The following is a 21,128-nucleotide window of genomic DNA, read 5'->3' as shown; positions in this document are numbered from 1 at the left end:
AAGTTGAGTTGGTCGATAAGCCGAGTTCTGTCGTGGACAATCATTCCTCTAGGCGTACGTTCACACGTACGCTCAAGCAACCTACCCGAATCCTGAACGGGCCGCTCATTGGATTCCTATTTGGTCTTGCTACGAGTGGAGTTTACCCTGCCATGTACTGTTACCAGCCATGCGGTGCGCTCTTACCGCACCCTTTCACCCTTACCAGTTAAAACTGGCGGTCTGCTCTCTGTTGCACTTGTCGTAGGCTCACGCCTCCCAGACGTTATCTGGCACTCTGCCCTATGTAGCTCGGACTTTCCTCTCGTTTACTTGTCCCACTAGGTCGTCATAAGACGGTTAAGGGCTTCAATAAACCAGCGATTGTCTAACCAACTCAAGGAGCGCAGTATAACTGAATTTTATACATAAATACAGTACTATTGAAACTTATCAAAACTAGATCGCTCTTTAAACCACTTTATAACTTGAAGCAGACTTATGTTATAATCAGACAAATTTTGGGGTTATTGAAGGAATCAAAATGGATTACTTAAAAATTGCACAAGACACGCTTGCTGTGGAAGAACAGGCTCTTGCTCGTCTCAGTCAGCGCCTTGACCAACAATTTACTGATGTTGTCGAGTTATTATTGAATTGTGAAGGTCGTTTAGTGATTGGAGGAATTGGAAAATCAGGTCTAGTAGGTAAAAAAATGGTCGCGACTTTCGCCTCAACAGGTACACCAAGTTTCTTCCTACACCCAACTGAAGCATTTCATGGCGATTTAGGTATGCTCAAGCCTATTGATATTGTTATGTTAATTTCTTATAGCGGTGAAACAGATGATGTCAATAAATTAATCCCGAGCTTAAAAAACTTTGGTAATAAAATCATTGCCCTCACAGGAAACCCATATTCTACACTTGCTAAACATGCAGATTATGTACTAGATATCAGTGTTGAACGTGAAGTTTGTCCTAATAATCTCGCGCCAACAACCTCTGTACTCGTTACAATGGCATTAGGCGATGCACTGGCTGTTTCGCTGATTAAAGCTCGTGATTTTCAACCCGCTGACTTCGCTAAATTTCACCCAGGTGGAAGTTTGGGTCGACGACTCCTTTGCCGTGTTAAAGATCAAATGCAAACACGTCTCCCTGTCACAACAATGCATACCTCTTTTACTGATTGTTTAACAATTATGAATGAAGGCAGAATGGGAGTGGCTCTCGTTATGGAACAGAATGAGTTAAAAGGTATCATCACTGATGGTGATATTCGACGTGCATTGAGTGCTAATGGTGCTGAAACATTAAAGAAAAATGCTCAGGATCTAATGACTTCGACCCCTAAAACAATCCACCAAGACACTTATTTATCTGATGCAGAAAATTTCATGAAAGCACAAAAGATACATTCTTTAGTAGTGGTTGATGATGAAAATAACGTAGTTGGTTTAGTGGAGTTTTCAAGCTGATGTTAATAGAAAAATTAAAAAAAATTAAGTTTGTTATTACAGATATTGATGGCGTATTAACTGATGGCTCATTACATTATGATGCTAATGGCGAAGCAATTAAAACCTTCCATGTTCGTGATGGACTTGGCATTAAGATGTTAATGGAATCAGGTATTCAAGTCGCCGTTTTATCAGGAAGAGACTCCCCAATTCTACGTAAACGTATTGCTGATTTAGGCATCAAATTATTCTTCTTAGGCAAACTGGAAAAAGAAAGTGCTTGCTTTGAATTGATGCAACAAGCCCACGTATCGGCCTCTGAAACAGCCTATATTGGTGATGACAGTGTTGATTTACCTGCATTTGCAATTTGTGGCTTATCTTTTGCTGTAAATGACGCACCTATTTATGTAAAACAACAAGTCGATCATGTCTTAAATCTTGCTGGAGGAAAAGGCGCTTTTAGAGAAATGTCAGATATGATTTTAGCCGCGCAAAATAAAAGCGCAATTTATAACAGCGCGAAAGGCTTTCTTAAAACTGTAGCTAAAATGACTCAATAAATTTAATGACTTTTAACACTAAAAAAGCACTATTCTCAAACCAGAATAGTGCTTTTCATTTCTTTAAATCATAAGAATTATTTTACAATGCGTAAATGAGAAACTTTCTTTGTGTCAGTGCTCTTATCTAAATTATTCTCGTTTTTATTCACTTTATTCTCAGTTACTGTTTTATCGACTGCTTCAACAAAGCTTAACGGTTGCTCTACGCTGATAGAATCAAGATCATTATATATCTCTTCTGGTTCAAACATGACACCATCACCATTTTCTCTTGCATAAATTGCTAAAGCTGCTCCCATTGGAATATAAATATCCTGCGGTACACCACGAAAACGTGCATTAAATTGAATAAAATCATTAGTCAAATGTAAGTTACCAACTGCATTAGTAGATAAATTCAACACAATTTGACCATCTTTTACATATTCAACGGGCACTTTAACATTACGATAAGTAGCATCGACCACTAAATAAGGGGTAAAGTCGTTATCAACCAGCCAGTCATAATAAGCACGTAATAAATAAGGTCGTTTTGGGGATACTTTATATTCCATGTGAAATTACTTCTCATCCATTAAGTTTTTAGGTGTAACAACACCTAAAGATTGCATAAAAGAGTCACGTTCAAATACACGAGACATATAAGCCTTAATCGCTTTACTACCAGCACCACTGAATTCTACACCTAGCTCTTGCATACGCCATAATAATGGTGCGACATAACAATCTACTAAGCTAAATTCTTCGCTCATAAAATAAGGCATTTGAGTAAAAATAGGTGCAATTGCCAAAATCTCTTCTTTTAACTGTTTTAATGCAGTTGTACGCTCTGCTTCTGTACCTTTCTCTGCTTTTTCTAATGCAGGGTACCAGTCTTGCTCAATACGTAACATTAATAAACGGCTTTTTCCACGTGCAACAGGATAAACAGGCATTAATGGCGGATGTGGAAAACGTTCATCAAGGTATTCCATAATAATACGTGAATTGAATAAAACTAAATCACGATCAACTAATGTCGGCAATGTGCCATATGGATTTAATTCCATTAAATCTTCTGATACGACTTGAGGATCTACAACTTCCGTTTCATAAGCAACACCTTTTTCCGCTAATACAATACGCACCTGATGGCAATAAATATCTGTTTTATCTGAAAAAAGTGTCATTATTGAACGTTTATTTGCAGCGCTTGTCATCTATTCCTCCGACAGCTCTAAAATGAATTAAAATCGATTAAACTGTGCCTTATTCTCGGCATAATATCATATAAAAAATGGGCGTTTATTCTACCATAAATCATGTGATAATTTCCAAAGTTTCTCGTAATTTTTTCTCTAGACAAAAAAATTGCAAGTCCTTTGGGACTTGCAATTTGAATATAAAACGTAAAATATAAAATTAACGTTTTGAGAATTGTGGACGACGACGTGCTTTGCGTAGACCCACTTTTTTACGCTCAACTTGACGTGCATCACGGGTTACGAAACCAGCTGCGCGTAATACAGAACGTAAGCTCTCATCATATTCGATTAATGCGCGAGTCACGCCATGACGGATTGCACCCGCTTGACCTGAAATACCACCACCTTTAACAGTGATGTATAGGTCTAATTTATCAGTCATTTCAACCAATTCTAAAGGCTGACGAACGATCATACGCGCTGTTTCGCGACCGAAATAAACGTCTAACTCACGTTGGTTGATAGTGATTTTACCACTGCCCGGTTTAATAAATACACGAGCTGAAGAGCTTTTGCGGCGACCTGTGCCGTAGTTTTGATTCTCTGCCATATCCTAAACCTCGTGATTAAATGTCTAAAACTTGTGGTTGTTGTGCAGCATGGTTATGTTCTGAACCTGCATACACTTTTAATTTACGATACATTGCGCGACCTAATGGTCCTTTTGGCAACATACCTTTAACCGCAATTTCAATCACTGCTTCAGGACGGCGTGCGATCATTTCTTTAAAAGTCGCTTGTTTAATGCCACCTACATATCCAGTGTGCCAGTAGTAAATTTTATCGCTTTCTTTATTACCAGTTACAGCTACTTTATCAGCATTAATAACGATGATGTAATCACCAGTATCAACGTGTGGAGTATATTCAGCTTTATGTTTACCACGAAGACGACGTGCTAATTCAGTCGCTAAACGACCTAAAGTTTTACCTGTCGCATCTACTACATACCAGTCGCGTTTAACCGTTTCTGGTTTTGCTACAAAAGTTTTCATTAATTAATTACCAAAATAATATTATTAATACCCAGTGTTTAATGACTAAACACAACCATGAATCTTAATCAAACACCCCTTCGAGTGTGATCTCGATAAAATAATGCGTGGTGGGAAATCCAACACATTCACAGGGTCGCGAGATTATACAAAAGAAAGAAATAAAAAGCGACTACTTTTTATAAAGAGGAAGGAAGAAAAATAAAAAAAGTAATGAGATAAAAACAAATAAAAAGTTTGCGAATATCGATACACTCGCAAACTTTTTGAGTTATAAAACTATGCTTGAGCTGTCAGATCTTTGATAACAGTTGTAGCCGCATTTTTCATCACCGAACCAATCCCCTTCTTCGCTGATACATTAGAGGTATAATACTGGCTACGACCAATTTCTTGATGATTTTTAGCTTTTAAAACGAAATATGGCTTATCATTTTTAGCGACACGTACTTCAAAATTCTTTTCATCTACACCATTTTTTTGTACAGATGCAATACCATTTTCAGCAGCAGATCGCGAACGATAAAGTTCACTCGTTAAAATGATTTGACTGTTTGCAGCCTTTAAATTGAACATGAATTGACCATCTTTTGCTAATTTAAGTTCGTACCAACCTAATGCCATAATTTTCTCCTTAGATAATATTTTTGAGACAAGATGCTCAATAACAAGCATAGTTTTTTTGCAAAAAATTGCAACTATTTTAACCAATTAAAGTGCTTGTTTAGTGTAAAGATTTACTTTACTTAAAGCAGACATTTTCTTGACATAATTATCTATTTTTTCAGGAAATTTAAGCCCTTTAACACAAGTCAAATTACGTAAGATTGGGAATACTAAAATATCTTCTAATGACAAAGATTGATTTAATGATGTGCCCCCTATCACTAATGACTCTAATTTATCTAAATCCAGTTTTAATCTTGATAAATATTCATCTGTTTTACTCATATGTTGAGCAAAATCTCCAACATATTCCGTTTTCTTTTTAGTGAAATAGTCAATAGCACTTTGTGTCGCAAATTCTGGTACATCTAGTTTAATAAAACGTGGCATTAATAAATAATTTGAATAACTCGTTATGTCCTTCAATACCGCCTCAACTTCAGGACGCACATCTTTTTGCACAATAGGTGTACCATAATGAGTATCAATATAGTTTACAATATCTAAACTTTCTGGCATTGCCTCTCCATCTTCTTTTATTAAAATGGGAACTACTTTTTTACCCACTAAATTTGTTGGCGTTACCTCATCATCATTCAAGATCACATTTATTTTTACATCAAGTTCTTTTAAACCAAAAATCATTATGGCACGAACACAATAAGGACAATGGTCATAAACATAAAGTTGCATATTTTTCTCCTGTTAATCAATTCAAACTTAAGCACTTTAATTAGATTTTTTAAACAATTCAACTAGCAATTTGCTTAATCCACTTTGCCGTTTTATTGGATTCTTCACTGCATTTTTCCAAATATCTGCTGTAGTAAAAATACTGAGCTTTTGTTTTGCTCTCGTAATACCAGTATAAATTAACTCTCGCGATAAAATCGGATTAGGCTCTGTTGGTAAGACTAAATAAGTATGATCAAACTCAGATCCTTGTGCTTTATGTACTGTCATGACAAAAGCCGTTTCATAACTTGGTACACGGCTCGCCAATACAGTTTTATAATGATTTTTACCTTGCTCGAACCAAACTTTTCCTTCCCCTAAAAATAAGCCTATATCACCATTATACAAACCAATATGATTGTCATTTTGTGTAATCATTATAGGTTTACCAAGATACCAGTCACGTTCATGTTTAAAATGTAACAAACCTTTTTGCTGTAAACGCTGTGCAATTTTTTGATTTAATTGTTCTACACCAAGCTCTCCCACACGAAGTGCGGTCAAAAAACGAATAGAATTAAACAACATAAAGATATGGCTAACTTGCTGTTCAGTGATGCGAGTATGAGTTTGTTGAATGTGTTTTATCATGAGCAAATAATCAGCATATTTTTCAACAGCATGTTTTATTACTAATGCAACACAAGCCTGCGTGTAGGCAACTGGGTTAGCTGATTTTAAGGATATTAAAGTGGTAAAATCAATGAGTTCAAGATCATCAAATTCACTTAAACATTGCCAACTTAACTCAATTTTTCCTTGATTAACCGCTTTCGCTAATTGTCCAATACCCGACTGGCTTGAAAAGCGATGACTATAATGTAAATGACACAAATGATCACGTATAGGATGATAGTCTGTAGTATGCTCAAGCTGAATATCTGCTACTTCGTACAAATAACGGGCTAATACATTGCTATAAGATGTTTGTGCAAATTGCCTTAATTCACTTAAAGTTTCCCCCGCCTCTACTGGAGAGAGTTGATTTTCATCGCCTAATAAAATCAATTTTGTCTTCGCTTTAAGCGCTTGTAATAACTTCGTCATCAAGGGCAAGTCAATCATTGAGGCTTCGTCAACTACTAGCACATCAAGCTGCAATGGATTTTTAGTGTTAAATTGTGGCATATCTTCAAAAAAACGTATGCCCAATAAACGATGTAGCGTTTGTGCTGTAGTCGGAATAGATGCCATTAATTCAGATGTAATACTAATCTTTTCTCGAGCACATAAGTTTTCTAGTGCACTGTGTATAGACTCTGTCAAACGTGCCGCTGCCTTTCCTGTTGGTGCAACCAATTTAATCCTTAGCTTGTGACAATGTAACTCTTGCAGAGCAAGCAATAATCGCGCAACTGTCGTTGTTTTACCAGTGCCTGGTCCACCAGTTACTAAACAAAAATTTTGCCGTAAGGCTGTCGCTACTGCGACTTTCTGCCAATTAATTTCAGTAGTCTGCTCTGTAAGAGGAAAATACTTCTCCAATACTTGTTTTACTGGTACTAAATCACTTTGACTCATTGAACTAGATTGATTTTGTATAGTATTTTTTAAATAGTTAGCGACCCAATATTCGTCTTGCCAAATACGATAAAAATATAAAGCATTAAATTGGAACACCAACGGTGCAACACGTGATAAAGGATCCTCACTAAATGCAATATGATGTTTAAGGGCTGATTGCCACTGGTCAATCGGCATAAAGCCTATTTTTGCTTGTATTTCAGCTAAATAATGACGTTCTGATGTACGATGAGCTAAATTGAAATAATTTTGTTCAAGATGATGATCTAAAAGCAAACAGGTATTGCCTTGTTGGTAGCTATAACTACACAATGCAGCTAATAAAATAGCGAGATTTTGAACTTCTGTATGATAGTCTTTAGGCTGTTTATCCGAAATTAATTTTGCGAAATAATAATCTCCCGCACTGATCCATTGTTGCTGTTTTAACTCTTTTAAGAGGGTAAGCATTACAGTAACTCCTCTAACTCTGCAATGAGATCCGCATTAGGCTTGTTAAAATATATACCATAATTATCTTTTCCATTCATGCCTCGTAAAAAAGTATAAATCACACCACCAAAATCTCTCTCATAGTGATAATTTTGATCTCGTTGTGTTAAATAACGGTGAAGAGCTACTGTATAAAACAAATATTGCCAATCATAATGCTGCTCCACCATGACTTTTTTAAGTTGCTCTGGCGCATAATCAACAAAATCATGCCCTAACTTGTTGGACTTATAGTCCAATAAGTAATATTTCCCTTGATAGCGGAAAACAAGATCAATAAATCCTCGTAGCATTCCTTGAATCCCATGAGTGAGATCTTGTAATTGCAAAGGTGTTGATATGAATTGATACTTTTGTAATAGCTGATTAAATTTATTAGCTTGGAATGTATGTTTGAACTGCAAATAGAATGCCATTTCTTTCAAACAATCTTGAGGGGCTAAATCTGCAAGTTTAAGATTTTCATTTTCAAATAATGGTGTATTTAAAATACGAGTTAACCATGTTTGTAATGATCCAAGCCATTGCTGATCAAGTTGTAACTGCTGACAAATTTGTTGGAGTGCTGTTAATTCAATAGGTTGGTTGAAGTTATTTTGTTCAAAATATTGGTGAAGAATTTGACCTACTTGAGCACCAGCAGGTAAATCAAAAGGTGTATAACCTAAAGGATAGCCTTCAACAATTGATTGCGGTAAATAAATATCCTGCTGAGTGCCCTGCTCTAATTTATAATCCTTCAATTCAGCGGAAAATGTAGCTGTCGATGTCTGTTCCTCTTGCTTTGTCAGATAAAACTGTTTTGTTCTTTCGTGCTGAGCACTTATAGCTGTAAAGCTCGTCACTTGCCAATTTTTTTCAATCTCTCCGCTAAATTCAGCATAATGTAGTGCATCTTTTGGAGCATAATATGAGGATACCTTTTTAGGCTGTAATACAGAAAAATCCTCAATGGTAATGTCCACTTGCTGGTTCCGCATACGCTGTTGAAACTCAGCTAAAACTGACCGCACTTCTTCATGCCGATCCATTTTTCCTGCAGTCAAAACATATTGCAAGCAATTCCAACTTGGTAAAAAAGAAGTAGGCAATGCTAATGCAATTTGATACTTCGCTCGAGTTAAGGCGACATAAAGTAGCCGCATTTCCTCTGCTCGTTGCTCTTGCTCAATTTCTACTTGATGCTGCTGTTGCACATCCCATAATACCTGTTGTGCACAACTATCATAATATGTTTGAATCAATTGTTTATTATCTTTTAATGCATCAGCAATAAAAGGTAACCAAACTAAGTCATATTCTAATCCTTTAGATTTATGAATAGTCACAATTTTGACGAGCTGCCGTTCACTTTCCAAGCGAATTTGTTGACCCTCTTGGCGATCTTCACCTTGAATTTGTTTTTCAAACCAACGTAACAAACTTGCCGCACTGCCATTTAAGCGACTTGCTTCTTGTAATAATTCAGCAAGATGTAATAGATCTGTCGTTTTACGTTCTCCACCTACGCTAGCCAGTAATTTCTCCGTAATCTTTTCTGTGAGGAAAAGCTGATGGAGCATGGCTAAAATTCCCTGTTTCTGCCAAATACGCTGATAATGAATAAAACGCTCTACTTGTTCTGTCCAACGATGTTCATCTTGTTTAATTGCGCTAATCTCAGCTGTTGTTAAAGCAAAAATACGTGTTGCAATCGCATTTAAAAGATGACGTTCACTAAATGGGTTTAGACAAGCAGTTAAAATTAAAACTAATTGTTTAGCTTCATCACAATCAAACACATTACTACGATCAGAAAGATAGACCGATGCGATACCTAACTGTTGTAGGGCTTGTATCACTAACTCGGCTTCAGTCCAGTTTCGTACAATTACGGCAATCCGCTCAGCACTTAAAGGTTTTATTTTATTATCCAAAGCAAAAAAGGCTTGATTTTCTTGCGCACTTTGCAACCAGTTTTGAATTGAAATAGCACAAATTTGTGCCATAGCTTGTTTTTGTGCTTTACTGAATCCTGACTGTTTACTTTCACCAAGATCACCAATATAGCAACGTAATGCAGGTTCAATTTTGCCATGTAATTTGAATTTAGTTTGAGTCTGACTAGCAATAACAGGATGAAATTGAATTTGTGGATATAAAAAAGGTAAACTATCTGATTGAAAATCAAACAAAGCGTTAATACACTTCACTAAGCTTTGCTCCGATCGCCAGTTGACGCCTAAAGTGAAACGCATATCCGCTTGCTGTGCCGCTTTGAAATACGTAAAAATATCTGCACCACGAAATTTATAAATCGCTTGCTTAGGATCACCAATCATAATAAAGCCATTTTCAACAGGCTGCTGGTGAATATAAATCTTGGCGAAAATGTGATACTGCTGTACATCCGTATCTTGAAATTCATCAATCATAGCAAACGGATATTGTAAGCGAATAAATTGGGCGAGCTCGTCACCTTGAGTAGAATAAAGTGCCTGCTTTAATAAGCGTAATAAATCATCAAAGTTTTTCTGTGTGTGATTCAATTTATAGTCAATTAGTTTTTGTTGTACACCTCGTAAATAATGATATAACACGACTTTCTCATCAATTGCTTGTTCTGCTGTATTCATTATCACATCATCAACTAGCTGAAAAACGGAATGAGAAATGGGTTCTGCCCCTTCGTCTGCATAACTCACTAACGCTTGTTGGCTAAAATATTTGGTTAATGTTTCAGGTAATTTAGTTGTTAATGCTGATCTTGCCCAAGCTTGTATACTGTTAAACCAACTCGGCACATAATTTTTTTTAAAGCGAGTTCGTTGTAAAGACTTTTTCTCACCTTTTTTATAATTTTTATCTAATTCATTGAAAATCAACGAGCGTAATTCAGTCTCATGTGCTAACCATTGTTGCTTTAATTGTTGTACAAGAGCTTGTTTAGGTAAGACATACTGTTGTAAAAACTCGACTAGTGACATACTCAGCCATGCTTTAGAACCAATATCGGGTTCTAACTGATGTGATATATGACTGCGTAATTTTTTAAGGACTGCTTGCGGCGACACTAATACTTGGTGGATATAATTAGCAATTTCTAAAGGTTGTGAATAAAAATTTTCACGCCAAAAATCCTTGAATAAACGCTCTAGCAGCTCACTTTCATCTTTTACTAATTCTAAATTGAAATGAATGCCAGAATTAAACGCATATTGCATTAACATACGACGGCAAAAACCATGAATTGTATAAATTGCTGCCAGATCCATCGTTTGTTCAGCGATTTTTAAACGTTGTATTGCGACATCAATATCTTGGATAAAACCGACTAATTCCATAAGAAAGGGATCATGTGCTAATGCCTTCACGCCTTCAACTTTATAAGCAATAAACGCTTTTTTCGCCTGATGAATACGTTCGCGGATACGTCCTTTTAGCTCCTCAGTTGCTGCCTCTGTAAAAGTTACAACTAAAATGTCTTGTACGTTTAATGGTCGAGAAAAACAATGTTCTCCTGCTTGCAGTAATAAACGTAAATAGAGTGAACCAATAGTATAAGTTTTCCCTGTACCAGCAGAAGCTTCTATCAGACAAACTTGGTTGAGAGGTGTAGTGAGAGGATTGAGATGATCGACCGTATCCATCGTTTTATTTTTCTCTGTATTCATATTTAACAAAAAGTGCGGTCTATTTTACCGCACTTTTACATTTAAAAGTTTAATACTTTATCGGCTTCGAAGGTCCAATCTGCCAATTCAGCGAGTGTACCAATTTCAATCCCTTCTGCTAGCGGTAAATGAGTCATTCCACGTGCTTGTGTACAGGTTTTACAGAGTTTTACTTGTGCACCTTGTGCAGTGAGAATTTCTAATGCTTGTTGTAAATGGTATCCTTCCGTTGGATTTTGCTTGGCTAACCCACCTGTTACAGCATCAGACATTAAAAATATTTTTAAATCTACTGCACGTTGATATTGATCTTGTAATTGTAATGCTAAACGCAATGCACTAAAAAAAGCTTCATTACCATAAGGCGCAGCGTGAATAATGAATAGAATTTTTTGCATATTAACCTACCCAAACAAATTTTGCGATAAATAGGAAACAAACGACCCAAACTGGTGCGTTAACTTCTTTAATACGACCAGTACAGGTTTTCATAATACAATAACTAATGAAACCAAAAGCAATACCTTCTGTAATAGAATAAGTAAATGGCATCATCGCAGCGGTAATAAAGGCTGGTGTAGCTTCTGTTAAATCTTCCCATTTCACACGAATTAAACTAGATGCCATTAAAATGCCCACATAAACTAATGCCCCTGCTGTCGCATAAGCAGGCACTACACTGGCAAGTGGAGAAAAGAAAATAGTTAATAAGAATAAAATACCAACTGTGACTGCCGTTAAACCTGTACGACCTCCCACAGAAACCCCTGCACCACTTTCAATATAAGTACTGATTGCAGATGTTCCCATATAAGAGCCTGCAACAGCACTCACACTATCAACATAAAGTGCTTGTTTCATTTTAGGGAAACGTCCTTTTTCATCACTGATTCCAGCCTTATCTGTTACACCTAGTAATGTACCTGAAGAATCGAATAAATTGACTAATAAAAAGGAAAAAATAATTCCCAACAATGCCGTATCCAATGCACCAGTAATATCAACTTGACCAACAACAGGCGCTAAACTTGGTGGCATAGAAATAACCCCATTAAATGCGACCTGAGGATCAATAAAAAAGGCCAGTGCAGTAACGACCGCGATAGAAACTAAAACACCAGAATAAATATTACGTGCAGCTAATACTACAATAATAAAGAAACCTAATATGCCAAGTAATACTTTTGGATCATGTAATTCGCCTAATGCAACTAAAGTTGATGGATTAGCTACGACAAGTCCCATATTTTTAAAACCGATTAGTGCAATAAATAGACCGATACCAGCCCCGATCCCTACACGCAATCCTAATGGAATTGATGCCATCAGCCAATAGCGAATTTGAAAGATCGTTAAAATCAGTAATCCAACAGATCCCCAAAAGATCGTGCCCATTCCAATTTGCCAAGAATAACCCAATTTACTGACGACGACATAAGCAAAAAATGCATTTAATCCCATAGCAGGTGCGAGTGCAATAGGTAGATTACTGAATAATCCCATCGCAATAGTGCCTAAACCAGCAATTAAACAAGTTGTCACAAATACAACCTGTTTATCCATACCTGCATCGCCTAAAATAGAAGGGTTAACAAATACAATATACACCATCGTAAAGAAAGTTGTGATTCCCGCAATAATTTCAGTTCTAGGGGTAGTTTTTTTCTCTGTTAAGTTAAAAAAACGATGTAGAAAAGATTGATTTTCCATTGTAATTCCTAAAGTTATTGTAAAAACAAGAAATGATGAAAAACAGGTCTAAAATGTGGAGGTGTTTTTCCAGTGGATTCTAACAGAAGAATAAATGAGATGCATCGTTTTTTAAACAAAAAAGAAAAGATAGAACCCAGATATAACAATAGACGCAATCGTTTCACTAAAATTACAGTAAGAGCATATGTATTCTTGTTAATAGCAAATACAATGATTAAAATTTTTCCTACATGTAACAAAAAACGGACATAAGTTTAAGTACCTGTGCCCGTTTTTATCTCATTTATGCTATTACATTAAATATAAATGAGCTACAAACCAATTTGTTGTTTAATACGATCGGCAAACATACCGATACTGACTGCAAAATAATTAGAACGGTTCCAATCTAATAACGTGCGATAATTGTTAGAGACCAAAAATGCACGCCCCACTTCACGATCTGGACGAACTAACCAGAGATCTGCTGTAGAAAGTGCGGTCAGTTTTTCCTGATTTTGCGCTGAATAAGATTTCAAAAATACTCCCAACTGTTGCCAATCTTGTAACGAGCGTTTCTTATGTTTTTCAATACCCACAAAGTCAAGAGATAAAGGTTTCGTCAAGTTGACTTCAATTCCCCAAGGTAGTTGGTTATTCCAACCTACTGTGCTCAAATAACTCGCAATGGAAGCAAATACATCGTCATGATTTTGCCAAATATCTTTTTCACCATCGTGATTACCATCTGCTGCATAGCGTAAATAAGAACTTGGCATAAACTGAGTTTGTCCCATCGCGCCAGCCCACGAGCCTAACATTTTCTGACGTGAAATATCTTTACGTTCCAACATTTTCATCGCCGCAATAAATTCTCGACTAAACAAATGTTCGCGCCGCCCTTCAAACGCTAATGTCGCAAGTACCGAAAGTACATCATAACGACCTTGATAATAACCAAAGCTACTTTCCATTCCCCATAACGACATCAAATATTCTTTTTGTACACCAAAGCGCTGACTGGCTTTTTCTAATTGTGTTTGTTGCTCCCAATAATGCTTTGCTGCAACATCTACTTTACGCGCTGTTAATACACGATTTAAATAATGAGTTGTACCATTTGGATTTAAACGTACAGGATCATTTGGATCGCGCTTTTTCACACGCCCAGCTTGTTGACGATCTAAATCAATGGCTTTTTCAATATAACGGATATCATTATGTTGAGTTAAAGTCTGTTCAGAAATGCCCTCACTAAGTGCTTTACTTTTCAAAAATTCCACATAATCATCAAAATTATTGAGTGTCCTTGCTTTATCATACTTTGCACCCAGATTTAAAGGTTGTAGTGTTGACTTACTTGAACAACCTACAAAGATAAGACAAGCCAGTACAATACTGGCTTTATATATAAATTTTAATAACACAACAGTTTTCCTACTTTCTCAAAAATTGATAAACAACTTGCAACAGTGAAGTTGGCAATAAACGTGGTAGCGCCCTCAAAATAAAAGTAAAGAGTCCAGAAATAATGCCTTGTAACTTTAAACGATGCTTTAATTTAAATAAACGCCATTCTGCTCGCGCTTGCGCAAGACCTCGACGCCGTCCTACCATCCCATTACCAACACGCGCATACACTAAAACATCAGCTAAGTTTGCAACTTTTTTTCCCATCGCGACCATTTTTATCCATAAGTAGTAATCCTCTTGTAAATCTTGATAGCCACCACAAGCTAACACAGCCGCCTTTTGATAAGCCACAGTCATATGATTAAAAGGACAACGGCGCTGAGTAAATGTAACAATATCCTCATGTGTTGTTGGTACTCGACGATAACTCACAATATCTTGAATATTTTTCCCAAATTCAGCAATTTGTCCACCAACAATGATTGTATCAGGATTAGCTTGAATATAGGTAATTTGCTGCTCAAAGCGTGTTGGTACACAGATATCATCTGTATCCATTCGAAAAACCCAATCATATGAGCAGTGTAATAATCCCTCATTAAGCGCTTTACCTAAACCTAGATTATGAGGTAATTTGACCACTTTTAAAGGAAGTAAATGGGCAAATTCATCAACTACAGCCTCTAACTCTGCCGTGATTTTTCCATCAAACACAATAACAATCTCTGTTGCAGGTAGCGTTTGGGTTTGTAAACTGATAAAACACTCACGTAGATACTGCGGATTTTCTTTGATATACAAAGACATTAAAACTGAAAATTTCATTACATAAACCTTTTCATATTAATTGCCAATGATGGTGAAATAAAGGTCAATCCAGCCATAAATAAATGTTTGATACTACCTGTTTTGGTAAAAATAGCGAAGTAATATTTAGCGGCAACACGTGATAAATTCATAACATAAGGATATGCCAACATATACAATGCATTTAATTCAAAATGACGAGCTTGTTTTTCTGTTTTAACATAACGAGCTTTGATTTCATGAATTGCTTGTTCTGTATGTTTTGTATTGGTTGATACACTTGAACGCTGAGTATGAAAGGTACAAATTGTTAACGCTTGATCAACATAACAGGGATTAAATTGAGATTCACATAATAATTTTAATAAAAACTCATAATCCTCTAGTGAACGTAAATAGCCAGACAACCCACCAACCTGTAAAAAAAGAGATTTCTTGATGGCAATCATAGGCATACCACCGATTTTATTGGCTAATAAAATATTATCAAGTGTAAGTTGAGTAGTATCACGATAAGGATGGGTCACATAAGAAAACCCTTCATTGACCATCATACATTGTGCAGGATGATAAATAAAATTAATCATCGGATTTTGAGTTATCGTTTCTGTTAATACTGCACATTTCTCTGCCATAAAACGATCATCATCATCTAAAAACAATAACCAGTCATAACTTGCCTGCCTCGCCCCAATATTACGGCTTTCTGCCGCCCCTAAATTTTGATTATTACGAACAATTTTACAACTAAACGCATAGCTATCTTGAATTTCAACAGGTACTATTGAATGATCATCGACAATAATGACTTCAAAATTCTGTATGGTTTGAGTCTTTAAGCTCGCTAATAATTTAGGAATTTCATCAGGACGATTATAAGAAGGCACAATAATACTAAACATTCATCCCCTCCTTATTTTTAAATAGCCATACCCATTTCCCTTTTTTACCAAATAATGACAGAAACATGATAAAAATTAACATAATCCCAGGGAACGCATAAGTATCTGCTTTAATCTGAAGCACACTTAAAATAAATAATGTGGATAAAGTAAATTTCCAACTTCCTTCAAACCAGTTATCTGCAACACGTTTCACAAAATATGCCGTGAAAGCAAAACAAGTCATTAAATAAGCTAAGCCACCATAAAGCACTTGACGTAGAAAACCAGAGTCTGTTGCTCCATAATATTTGCCTTCATCAGTAAAATACTCACCATCACCAATCAAAAATTGCTTAAGTGTTGGAATAAATAAATGGTTTTTAATTAAATTTTCACTGGACGAACTGATTTTACTCATATCTTGATGTGAAAATAAATTAATCACTGGCTCAAATGCATGGGCAACATATTTATGTTCTGAAAAATTCAAAGATAAAAATAAAACAATCGCAGCAAAAGTAATTAACGCAGGCAAATAACGCCATTTAAAATAAAGAATAATGCTGATTATAGATAACATAAAAAATGTTCTACCCGAAATAGTCCCAATAAATAACAATAAAAATAAAAAAAACGCTGAAATACGATTCTTTTTGACATCATAAGCGAGTAAAAAATGTAGCAACATTAAATAAAAGATACTGAGCTGAAAAAATGCAGAAGACGTTAGATTGTATAAACGGTACTCCTGCTCTGAATTGTAAAACCTTGGCATGATAGTGTGAGTTGATAACACAAGATCAATCACCGTAGTAAGACTGAACAATGCGAACAAACCGATAGCAGCTTGTATAACAAGACCAATTTTTAAATCACTTACAAACTGAACTTGCCCTGCTAAATGGCAATAAAATAAATTATAGATACCTATTCCAAAGACAAACAAGACTAAACTTTTAACGTACATTCTCACTACACCCAATTCAGTTGTACCATTAATAAGAATAGGGATGATGCTCAACAAAATTAATGCAACGATGACTAAAATACTGTCTATAGGTACAGCAATACCTTGTGTTAATTGTTTTGTATACAAACGATAAATAAGCCAAGCTACGCCAATGCCACCTACGACAAATGCCATGCGTAAGAAATGAAATAACCAAGGATCATAAAGATAAAAAAAACTAAATAATGTTGACATACACGTCTTAAACCTAAGTTAAAAATTTCGCAAAACCGCTAAAAGTTTTTTTAAAGGATATTTCACTATTTTTTTCAATACGTTATTTGATAGAGATCCCCTGCTACTCTCCAAATTACTCACTAATTGAGGATTCTCAATCACCAATAATGGGCGAACAACAACAACATCTAACTTAAACTCTGAGCCAAATAAAATAAAATCATCTGCCAACCAAAATGGTCTATGATATTGTTGCATATAAGTTAAAAATCGCTTAGCTGCCGACTTTTTAATCAAATAAGCCACTGTTCCAGCAAAATAGTTTTTATAAGGATAAGCATAGCAAAAGGGGGTATTAGCGATCCGCTTACGCCAAAATGAAAAAGTCGTTGGATAATTTATTTCGAGTTCAAAAGCATTAAAATCTGTAATCTTAGATTGTCCAACTAAAATCAGATCAGCTGTTGGTTTTTGTGCTAACAGCGAACGTAAATGCTGTTTAAAATCGAGATTAAATAATGCATCATCTTCACAAACTAAACAATATTCCTCTTCATCAATTTGTTTGTCTTCCACAATTTGTTGATAAACACCGAGATGACTTAACGTACAACCAATCTCACCTTGAGTAACATGGCGACCATAACGTGTGCTGAACCCCTCAACATCAAAAAGTGCGGTCAGATTTTCCCAACTTTCGTTCATTGTATTAAGTGCTGAAAATAGCTTAAAATCTTGTGTATCTGCTTGACTAAAAAAAAGTTCTCGACGATGTTGATCTTTTGCTAATGATATTAAATATTTTTTCATTTTATGCTCTTATATCAATAAGTTGAATGCCTAATTCATCAAATAATCCATAGCATGCCTCATAGGCGGGATTTTCCGTTTCAATTCTCAATGCTACAACTTCGATATTGTCACTTTTATTCATAATATTAATGATTGCACTACTAAAATAAGTAAAAACTCGATATTTTTTCTTTTTAGCTTGCTGAATAATATAATCTTCAAAAATAAGTTCTGTATCAATATATTCCACATTATCCAAACGATATTTTTCACGAGGATGAGGAAAATAATAATGAATATTGAACTGTCTTATCACTTGTTCAGCTAATGTAATGTTACGTTGTTCATCTAAAAAAACGGGTTGTCCTAATAACACATTAATATAATCAGAATCCCTTATTTGCATATCACAGGGTTCGACTAAATCAATGTTGACTACATTATCAATAATATTTTTAAAACCATGATAAATCGTATAATGACGCTGTGATAATGATCTAAGCAGCTGTATACTATATTTATTACCTAATAAAGCATTAACTAATTTTCGCTGTAATGTAGGAATCTCATTTTGATAAAATAAACTGTTTTCGACAATATTAATCGTACCATCATCAAAAGTATTCAACTGCTCAAACTGAATAGCACTTAGCAAAAAATGAATCTGTAAATCATTGATATTAGCCACAAAGACTTGGTCAAATTTTTTTCCACCAAAATGACGTTTTAAATAACAAATCTCTTTGAGTAGATTAAAACGATCATTATGCTGAATCATAGTAAAAAATGGACCACACTTTTTCGCCAAACGCTGACTATAAAAATCAAACTTTTTATTGCTCACCGTTGAAAGCATCACTCCATAAAACTCAGAATGAGGAAACTTATCGATAATTTTTTCTGCGATCAAAACCTGTAATGGTGTACAACAAATAATCAAATTCATACAACTTTCCCTACTTTTGCGGTCATTATATACAATACAGGCAAAATAGTGACTGCCCCAATAATACTTGCAAAAGGCACAAATTGAATCTCAGTCAACGTGAGACAAATTAAACTCACTACATAAACTATTGTTGTTATGACAGAACAAATCGAAATGAGTTTATTTTTAGCATAATAAAATAAGTAATTAACTAAGATAAGATAGGGGATAACCAATGTTGTTGATACTAAAAACAAAATAATGTAATACTTTGTTCCGATAAACTGCTTACCTAATAACCAAACGACAAATTGTTCTGGGATAAACCACATAATTAATGCAGGTACAGGAACAAGTAACAACGTGTATGTCGCCCATTGATGAATATGTTTCACATTAATACGCTGTTGCTTTAATGCTTCAAATAAATAAGGCACAGTCGCCTTATTCACTGCCTGAATAGCAATCATTAAAATAGCTGCAATTTGTGCGCCCATCGCATACAGCCCCAACTCTGCATCGCTAAATTGGTGATAAATAAATAAACGATCTAATTGTCCACGCAAAAACAAACTTACATTATGAAGAATTAATGGCATACCAAAGCCAAATAAATAAATTAATGCGGTTTTATATTGTGTGAGCTTAAACTTTTTATACCTTATTTTTTTGCTATATAAAAAGTATGCAATAAGAAATACGAATAAATGACTCAATAAAATCGCTAAAATTCGTTTTTCAACTAAGTCATTCTCATATACTTCTAACAAAATTACTGTGAATAATGCGGACGTGAGAGCTAACAACAGTTGGATGACTGAATAGGCAACGGCCTGTTTCTGACACTGACGTAAACTTAATTGAACCGCTAAAAAGGACTGAAAAATAGCTGAAATCGCCAGATAAGCCATCATTTCAGATTGTAAGAGTAAACAGCCTAATAAAATCACACAGCCCATTAACAATGTGTAGACATAACCTGTTCTGACGACTAAGTTTAATGATCTACGACCATAAAAATAGAAAAAGCGTGCAACAGCACTTTCTTGGCTTAAACCGACAATAATTAAAAATAAAACAAGATAAGTCTGATAATAAGAAAGCTCACCAAAGCCTTCTACACCTAGCTTACGTGATAAATAAGGTAATAAGAGAAAAGGGACAGATTTTGAAATGAGTTCACCAAATAAATAAATCGCACTGTCTTTAATAGCTTTCATTCTTTACTCTAATTGAATGTATTAGGGCGACATTTTAACAATAAACAGATTTTAAACAATAGACATCTCTTTGTAGATCATCAATAATACACCACCTTTTACTTATCTTTACTGAATATGTTTGCATTAACAAAACTTATCACTGCCATGATTCTTCCGCCATTTAATGTACTGATTTTATGGCTACTCTCACTTTTCTTTTCATTTTTTCATTACAAAAAATTAAGTCGTTTATCCGCATTCTTGGGTATCGCTATTTTGTATATTTTTAGTTTGCCTTATACATCACACAAACTAGAAGATAACTTAGTTATTGAAGATAACTTAAGCTTAAATGACTACCAAAAAGCACAAGCAATCGTATTATTAGGTGGAGGCTTACGTGATAGTGCTGAATTATTTAATAAATTAACAGTTAGCGCGATTCCATTAGAACGTTTACGCTATGCGGCTTATTTGCAAAAAGAGACGCAACTCCCCTTATTAGTGACGGGCAGTTCACCTAATGGTACATCTGAAGCACAAGTGATGGCTACTGAATTAAAAACATTTTTTGCTGTACCAACAACATGGCTTGAACATAAGGCAAAAACCACAAAAGAAAACGCACAATTTAGTCGCCAAATGTTAGAGCCAGAAAAGATAAACAACATTATTTTGGTTACTAACCAATGGCATATGCAACGTGCCAAACTCCTTTTTGAACAACAAGGATTCCATGTATTACCAGCAAGCATTGGTCATGGCGTTTCCCCTGAACATTATGGTTTAAATTTTATGCATTTTATCCCTCAGGCAGGCGCAATTCATAAAAATATGATGCTATTAAAAGAATGGATTGGTTACTGGAAAGAAAAAACGCACTAATACACATCATCTACGTCTATTTT

At 35.3% G+C, this 21,128-nt stretch carries 20 protein-coding genes and 1 other RNA gene; 3 read left to right on the top strand and 18 right to left on the bottom strand.

All coding sequences use genetic code 11. The annotated features are described in order from the left end of the window. Positions 1-379: RNase P RNA component class A (gene rnpB, locus K7G93_RS02635), an RNA gene on the bottom strand. Positions 380-523: 144 nt separating this feature from the next. Between rnpB and K7G93_RS02630 the strand changes: the two genes are divergently transcribed. After that, a complete protein-coding gene (locus K7G93_RS02630; protein WP_049214511.1) occupies positions 524-1,459 on the top strand; it encodes a KpsF/GutQ family sugar isomerase in 936 nt (311 codons plus the stop codon). Continuing rightward, positions 1,459-2,004 (top strand): KdsC family phosphatase, encoded by a 546-nt coding sequence (locus tag K7G93_RS02625; protein WP_049214512.1) that lies wholly within the window; start codon positions 1,459-1,461, stop codon positions 2,002-2,004. The genes K7G93_RS02630 and K7G93_RS02625 overlap by 1 nt, the downstream gene beginning before the upstream one ends. A 77-nt stretch (positions 2,005-2,081) precedes the next feature. Here the strand turns inward: K7G93_RS02625 and K7G93_RS02620 are convergent, their stop codons facing one another. The 17 genes from K7G93_RS02620 to K7G93_RS02540 all read right to left on the bottom strand — a co-directional run bounded on the left by K7G93_RS02620 (position 2,082) and on the right by K7G93_RS02540 (position 20,238). After that, the gene (locus K7G93_RS02620; RefSeq protein ID WP_049214513.1) at positions 2,082-2,561 is read right to left on the bottom strand and encodes a ClpXP protease specificity-enhancing factor; all 480 of its coding nucleotides are present in this window, start codon (positions 2,559-2,561) and stop codon (positions 2,082-2,084) included. 6 nt (positions 2,562-2,567) lie between these two features. Further along, positions 2,568-3,206 carry a stringent starvation protein SspA gene (gene sspA, locus K7G93_RS02615; protein ID WP_049214514.1) on the bottom strand — a complete coding sequence of 213 codons (639 nt, stop codon included), beginning with the start codon at positions 3,204-3,206 and terminating at the stop codon, positions 2,568-2,570. Between the two features lie 202 nt (positions 3,207-3,408). Then, positions 3,409-3,801: a 30S ribosomal protein S9 gene (gene rpsI, locus K7G93_RS02610; protein WP_049214515.1), complete on the bottom strand. Its 393-nt coding sequence runs from the start codon at positions 3,799-3,801 to the stop codon at positions 3,409-3,411. Between the two features lie 16 nt (positions 3,802-3,817). Next, positions 3,818-4,246, bottom strand: a complete 429-nt coding sequence (rplM, locus tag K7G93_RS02605; RefSeq protein WP_049214516.1) for a 50S ribosomal protein L13 — start codon at positions 4,244-4,246, stop codon at positions 3,818-3,820. Between the two features lie 279 nt (positions 4,247-4,525). Next, positions 4,526-4,870 (bottom strand): YegP family protein, encoded by a 345-nt coding sequence (locus tag K7G93_RS02600; RefSeq protein ID WP_049214517.1) that lies wholly within the window; start codon positions 4,868-4,870, stop codon positions 4,526-4,528. An 87-nt stretch (positions 4,871-4,957) separates the two neighbouring features. Continuing rightward, the gene (locus K7G93_RS02595) at positions 4,958-5,605 is read right to left on the bottom strand and encodes a GrxB family glutaredoxin (RefSeq protein WP_226690776.1); all 648 of its coding nucleotides are present in this window, start codon (positions 5,603-5,605) and stop codon (positions 4,958-4,960) included. A gap of 36 nt (positions 5,606-5,641) precedes the next feature. Continuing rightward, a complete protein-coding gene (gene recD / locus K7G93_RS02590) occupies positions 5,642-7,621 on the bottom strand; it encodes an exodeoxyribonuclease V subunit alpha (RefSeq protein ID WP_226690777.1) in 1,980 nt (659 codons plus the stop codon). Next, on the bottom strand, positions 7,621-11,292 hold the full coding sequence (recB, locus tag K7G93_RS02585) for an exodeoxyribonuclease V subunit beta (RefSeq protein ID WP_226690778.1): 3,672 nt from the start codon (positions 11,290-11,292) through the stop codon (positions 7,621-7,623). The genes recD and recB overlap by 1 nt, the downstream gene beginning before the upstream one ends. A gap of 65 nt (positions 11,293-11,357) precedes the next feature. Further along, the gene (locus tag K7G93_RS02580) at positions 11,358-11,714 is read right to left on the bottom strand and encodes a DsrE/DsrF/TusD sulfur relay family protein (protein WP_049214521.1); all 357 of its coding nucleotides are present in this window, start codon (positions 11,712-11,714) and stop codon (positions 11,358-11,360) included. A gap of 1 nt (position 11,715) precedes the next feature. Next, positions 11,716-13,026 carry an NCS2 family permease gene (locus K7G93_RS02575; protein WP_226690779.1) on the bottom strand — a complete coding sequence of 437 codons (1,311 nt, stop codon included), beginning with the start codon at positions 13,024-13,026 and terminating at the stop codon, positions 11,716-11,718. Positions 13,027-13,340: 314 nt separating this feature from the next. Beyond that, a complete protein-coding gene (locus tag K7G93_RS02570) occupies positions 13,341-14,435 on the bottom strand; it encodes a lytic murein transglycosylase (protein WP_226690780.1) in 1,095 nt (364 codons plus the stop codon). A 10-nt stretch (positions 14,436-14,445) separates the two neighbouring features. Further along, the gene (locus K7G93_RS02565; protein ID WP_160530657.1) at positions 14,446-15,246 is read right to left on the bottom strand and encodes a glycosyltransferase family 2 protein; all 801 of its coding nucleotides are present in this window, start codon (positions 15,244-15,246) and stop codon (positions 14,446-14,448) included. After that, the gene (locus tag K7G93_RS02560) at positions 15,246-16,130 is read right to left on the bottom strand and encodes a glycosyltransferase family 2 protein (protein WP_160530655.1); all 885 of its coding nucleotides are present in this window, start codon (positions 16,128-16,130) and stop codon (positions 15,246-15,248) included. Before K7G93_RS02560 ends, K7G93_RS02565 begins: the two co-directional genes overlap by 1 nt. After that, positions 16,123-17,316: a hypothetical protein gene (locus K7G93_RS02555; RefSeq protein ID WP_226690781.1), complete on the bottom strand. Its 1,194-nt coding sequence runs from the start codon at positions 17,314-17,316 to the stop codon at positions 16,123-16,125. The genes K7G93_RS02560 and K7G93_RS02555 overlap by 8 nt, the downstream gene beginning before the upstream one ends. Positions 17,317-17,334: 18 nt before the next feature. Further along, on the bottom strand, positions 17,335-18,108 hold the full coding sequence (locus tag K7G93_RS02550; RefSeq protein ID WP_226690782.1) for a glycosyltransferase family 25 protein: 774 nt from the start codon (positions 18,106-18,108) through the stop codon (positions 17,335-17,337). Between the two features lies 1 nt (position 18,109). Next, positions 18,110-19,036: a CMP-N-acetylneuraminate:beta-galactoside alpha-2,3-sialyltransferase gene (gene lst, locus K7G93_RS02545; RefSeq protein ID WP_226690783.1), complete on the bottom strand. Its 927-nt coding sequence runs from the start codon at positions 19,034-19,036 to the stop codon at positions 18,110-18,112. Beyond that, positions 19,033-20,238 (bottom strand): flippase, encoded by a 1,206-nt coding sequence (locus tag K7G93_RS02540; protein WP_160530646.1) that lies wholly within the window; start codon positions 20,236-20,238, stop codon positions 19,033-19,035. Before K7G93_RS02540 ends, lst begins: the two co-directional genes overlap by 4 nt. 117 nt (positions 20,239-20,355) lie before the next feature. Between K7G93_RS02540 and K7G93_RS02535 the strand changes: the two genes are divergently transcribed. Continuing rightward, a complete protein-coding gene (locus K7G93_RS02535) occupies positions 20,356-21,105 on the top strand; it encodes a YdcF family protein (RefSeq protein ID WP_115322809.1) in 750 nt (249 codons plus the stop codon). Positions 21,106-21,128: the final 23 nt, after the last annotated feature.

The sequence above is a fragment of the Pasteurella canis genome (assembly GCF_020810675.1).
GTDB lineage: Bacteria > Pseudomonadota > Gammaproteobacteria > Enterobacterales > Pasteurellaceae > Pasteurella > Pasteurella canis.
This window is presented reverse-complemented; position numbering and strand designations above follow the sequence as displayed.